Below are 3840 nucleotides of genomic sequence, written 5' to 3'. Positions count from 1 at the left end.
TTTCAAGAAGTTTTGTGTTGTTTGCGTTCACTGTATGGTTTTTGGATAACAATCCCGTAGGTTTGCGGTGATTATAGCAAGAGGGAAACGCCTGGTTCCATTCCGAACCCAGAAGCTAAGACTCTTCGCGCCGATGGTACTGCACTTTTGTGGGTGTGGGAGAGTAGGTTATTGCCGCTTTATTATTCAATAGCCCCGGCTTCGCCGGGGCTATTTTTGTTTGGGGAGGCCTGACGGCCTCCCCATTTGTCTTTAACATCCCATCAGTACGGGTGCACGGAAGGTGCTCTCTATACTAGAATGGTATGGCTTATGTTTAGGCATTAGCGGGTGTATCTAAAGCACCCCTCATAGAGTTGATGCCTCAGGCAGCGGTTCGCCCGAATCGACTGCATACCCTACCCGCCCACACTGGCGGATACCTCCCAAGGAGAATCATGTCTGAGACCCCCCGTCACGAGTCTAACGGCTCCGGCCCCCGCCAGCACCGCAAGAACAGCGGAGGAAAGGACTTCCGCTCCAAGAAGGGCGGCAAGAACTTTGGCGGCAAGGGCGGTTTCAAGCGTAACGACCGCGGAGGCAAGAAGTTCGACGACCGTCGCTCCGACTCCCGTTCCAAGGCACCTCGCTCCAACGGTCCCGAGGCTGAAGTACCTCGTGAAGAAGTACGCAGCATCGGTGGCCGTGCAGGCTACCGTCCCGCAAAGCCCAAGGCGCCGGAAATTGATGACGACATCACCGGTCGCGAGCTGGACGGCGCAACCTTCCGTCAGCTGCGCGCCCTGGAACCGCGCAACGCAGAAACCGTAGCAAAGCACCTCGCCATGGCTGGTCGCTACCTCGACATCGATCCCGAATTCGCGCTGGAACACGCCGTTGCCGCATCCCGCAGTGCAGGCCGTATCGCCGCAGTACGCGAAGCCGTTGGCGTCGCCGCATACGTTGCAGAAGACTTCGAACTGGCACTGCGCGAACTGCGCACCCACCGCCGTATTAGCGGCTCCGTAGATCACCTGGCACTGCTGGTGGACTGCGAACGTGCACTCGGCCGTCTGCCCAAGGCAATGGAAATGATTGCAGAATTCAAGAAGGAAGAACTGCCCGCCAACGTGCGCGTAGAGCTCGCCATCGTTGAATCCGGCATCCTCAGTGATCAGGGCAAGAAGTCTGAAGCTGTCGTAGCGCTGCAGATTCCTCAGCTGAACCCCAAGCGTGCCTTCGAGTACAGCCCCCGTCTGTTCAGCGCATACTCCGACGCGCTGGCTAACGCAGGCCGTAACCAGGAAGCAGAACGCTGGGCACGCCTCGCATTCATGGCAGAAGCAGCACTGGGCCAGGGCAACTTCGCAGAACCCGAAATCTTCGACATGTTCGGTGAAGCAGGCCTCTTCGAACAGGAAGAGAAGTCCGTAGAACTCACTGAAACCGCAGAAGACGCTGAAGGGACCGCGGATGCTTCCGCTGAAGAGGAAGCAAACGAAGCTCAGGAAGAAGTAGCTGAGGACGAGAAGACCGAAGCGCCTAAGTCTGATGCGCCTAAGTCTGAAGAAGCAGAAGAAACCTCCGCAGAATAAGACTGCAGAGAATCTAAGAATTCTAAATACGTGACCTAAGTGTCAGCGTGAAACCGCTGGACGCCACACCCAAGCAGGGGAGAGCGTCCAGCGGTTTCGCACATAATCACCGGAAGGCACCTACGTATGAGTGTCTAACAGGTACGATTAATAGCGACAACCGCCAGAGCCCCCGAGAGGAACACTCTATGACCACGAACGCACTCCTATCCCGCTACGATGCCCTCCTCTCCGATCTGGACGGCGTGGTCTACGCGGGTCCCTTCGCCATCGAAGGCGCACCCGAAGCGCTCAACCGTGCCGAAGAAGAACTCAATGTACCGGTCATCTTCGTCACCAACAACGCATCGCGCTCCGTAGAATCCGTAGCAGAGCACCTGCGCGAACTGGGCGTGCACACCCGAGCAGAACGAGTCGTCAGCTCCGCACAGGCAGGCGCCGCACTGCTCGCACAGCACGTACCCGCAGGCTCCAAAGTACTCATCACCGGCACCGAAGCACTCGCCGACTGCGTTCGTGCGGTAGGCCTCGAAACCGTACGCAAGGAAGAAGAAGGCCCCGTAGCCCTCATCCAGGGCTTCAACCCGAAGATGGGTTGGGAAGACCTCGCAGAAGCCGCCTACACCCTCGCAAACCCCGATGTGCTGTGGATCGCAACCAACACCGACCAGACCATCCCCAAGGAGCGCGGTCAGGCGCCCGGCAACGGAACTCTCGTTGCTGCCGTAGCAACCGCCTCACGCCGTACCCCGCTCGTTGCGGGCAAGCCCGAAGCGCCCATCTTCCACACTGCAGCAAAGGCCGTGAACTCCAGCCGCCCCGTCATTGTGGGCGACCGCCTGGACACCGACATTCTCGGTGCCAACAACGCAAAGATGGACGGTGCCCTCGTCCTCACCGGCGTACAGACCTACCAGGACGTCATCGAGGCAGTACCGAATCAGCGTCCGACCTATATTCTGCGCACCCTCGAGGACTTCTTCGCACCCTACCCCGAAATTGAGGTGCTCTACGAAGGCTACGAAGTCACCGCAACCGGCCCCACCTGGCAGGCACGAGTCCGCGGTGAAAACCTGAGCCTGACCGGCCCCGAGGTTGAAGACGCCGAAGCATTCGCAGGCAGCGAGAGTGAAGCCGAAGCATGGCGCGTAGCCTGCGCAGCATGGTGGGCAGCAAACCCCGAGCAGGCAGCACGCCCCAACATTCAGGGGATTCCCGGTGCCTAAGGACCAGGACACTAACAACAAAGCGGAGGAAACCGCTGAGCTTGACGCAGAATTCGAGCGCCAACTCGCGGTGACCCTCGACATGGACCCTGTAGAGCGCGTCAAGCGCCTCGAAACGATGAGCGAGCAACTGGAAAAGGACCTCGAAAACCTCTCCTAGCTCGCGGCGGTGAACCCTCAGACAGCAAAGCTCTGAGGGTTCACCTGCACTAGATAACCCGTCGCCAGACAACGACAGAAAGAAGATAAGGACACGTGCGCCTCGATAAATACCTGGTCGAAGCCGGATTCGTGAGCTCCCGAACCCTCGCCGCAAAGCTTATTGCCGCCGGGGACGTGCAGGTCAACGGCAAGGCCGCGCGCAAGGCATCTATGATCGTGGGCCCGGAGGACACCCTCTACGTGCGCCAGAGCGAGCTGACTGAATACGTCAGCCGCGCAGGTCACAAGCTCGCCGGTGCCCTCGATGCATTCCCCGATATCGAGGTGGAAGGCAAACGTTGCCTGGACGCGGGAGCATCCACCGGAGGCTTTACCGACGTACTGCTTCGCCGAGGCGCCGCCCATGTGGCTGCCGTGGACGTGGGACACGGACAGCTTGTAGACGCGCTACGTGAAGAACCGCGAGTTGGCGTGTACGAAGGACTCAACGTCCGCTACATGAAGCCCGAAGATATTGGCGGGCAGGTCGAACTGACGGTTTCTGACCTCTCGTTCATCTCGCTGACCCTGGTTATGGAGGCGCTAGCGAACGCCACCGAAACCGGCGGCGACCTGGTGCTCATGGTCAAGCCGCAGTTCGAGGTCGGCAAGCACCGCATCGGACGTGGGGGAGTGGTGCACGAAGAATCCGCCCGCCGTGAAGCAGTAGAAAAAGTTCAGGCATCTGCGGTCAGCCACGGATTGCGTGTGATGGGTATGGAACCCAGCCCGCTCCCCGGACAGGACGGCAACGTAGAGTACTTCCTATGGTGCAAAAAATAAAGGTCTTCGGAATATATAGTGGAATTACTTTCTTAATAGTTTAAAAACAACTGGTG

General features: G+C 58.8%; 4 protein-coding genes and 1 rRNA gene. All 5 read left to right on the top strand.

What is annotated here, in order from left to right:
* The first annotated feature begins 63 nt into the window (after window positions 1-63).
* The 5 genes from rrf (at window position 64) to RQ593_RS09445 (ending at window position 3784) form a co-directional block, all read left to right on the top strand.
* A 5S ribosomal RNA gene (rrf, locus tag RQ593_RS09465) occupies window positions 64-180 on the top strand.
* 257 nt (window positions 181-437) lie between these two features.
* Window positions 438-1574, top strand: a complete 1137-nt coding sequence (locus RQ593_RS09460) for a hypothetical protein (RefSeq protein ID WP_311450483.1) — start codon at window positions 438-440, stop codon at window positions 1572-1574.
* Window positions 1575-1762: 188 nt separating this feature from the next.
* Window positions 1763-2800: an HAD-IIA family hydrolase gene (locus RQ593_RS09455; RefSeq protein WP_070634473.1), complete on the top strand. Its 1038-nt coding sequence runs from the start codon at window positions 1763-1765 to the stop codon at window positions 2798-2800.
* Window positions 2793-2960, top strand: a complete 168-nt coding sequence (locus tag RQ593_RS09450; RefSeq protein ID WP_311450482.1) for a GTPase — start codon at window positions 2793-2795, stop codon at window positions 2958-2960. The genes RQ593_RS09455 and RQ593_RS09450 overlap by 8 nt, the downstream gene beginning before the upstream one ends.
* A gap of 95 nt (window positions 2961-3055) precedes the next feature.
* Window positions 3056-3784 (top strand): TlyA family RNA methyltransferase, encoded by a 729-nt coding sequence (locus RQ593_RS09445; RefSeq protein ID WP_049353033.1) that lies wholly within the window; start codon window positions 3056-3058, stop codon window positions 3782-3784.
* Window positions 3785-3840 lie beyond the last annotated feature (56 nt).

The organism is uncultured Rothia sp. (assembly GCF_963507905.1).
Lineage (GTDB): Bacteria > Actinomycetota > Actinomycetes > Actinomycetales > Micrococcaceae > Rothia.
The sequence above is the reverse complement of the archived record's forward strand: the minus strand, read 5'-3'. Positions and strand labels throughout refer to the sequence as shown.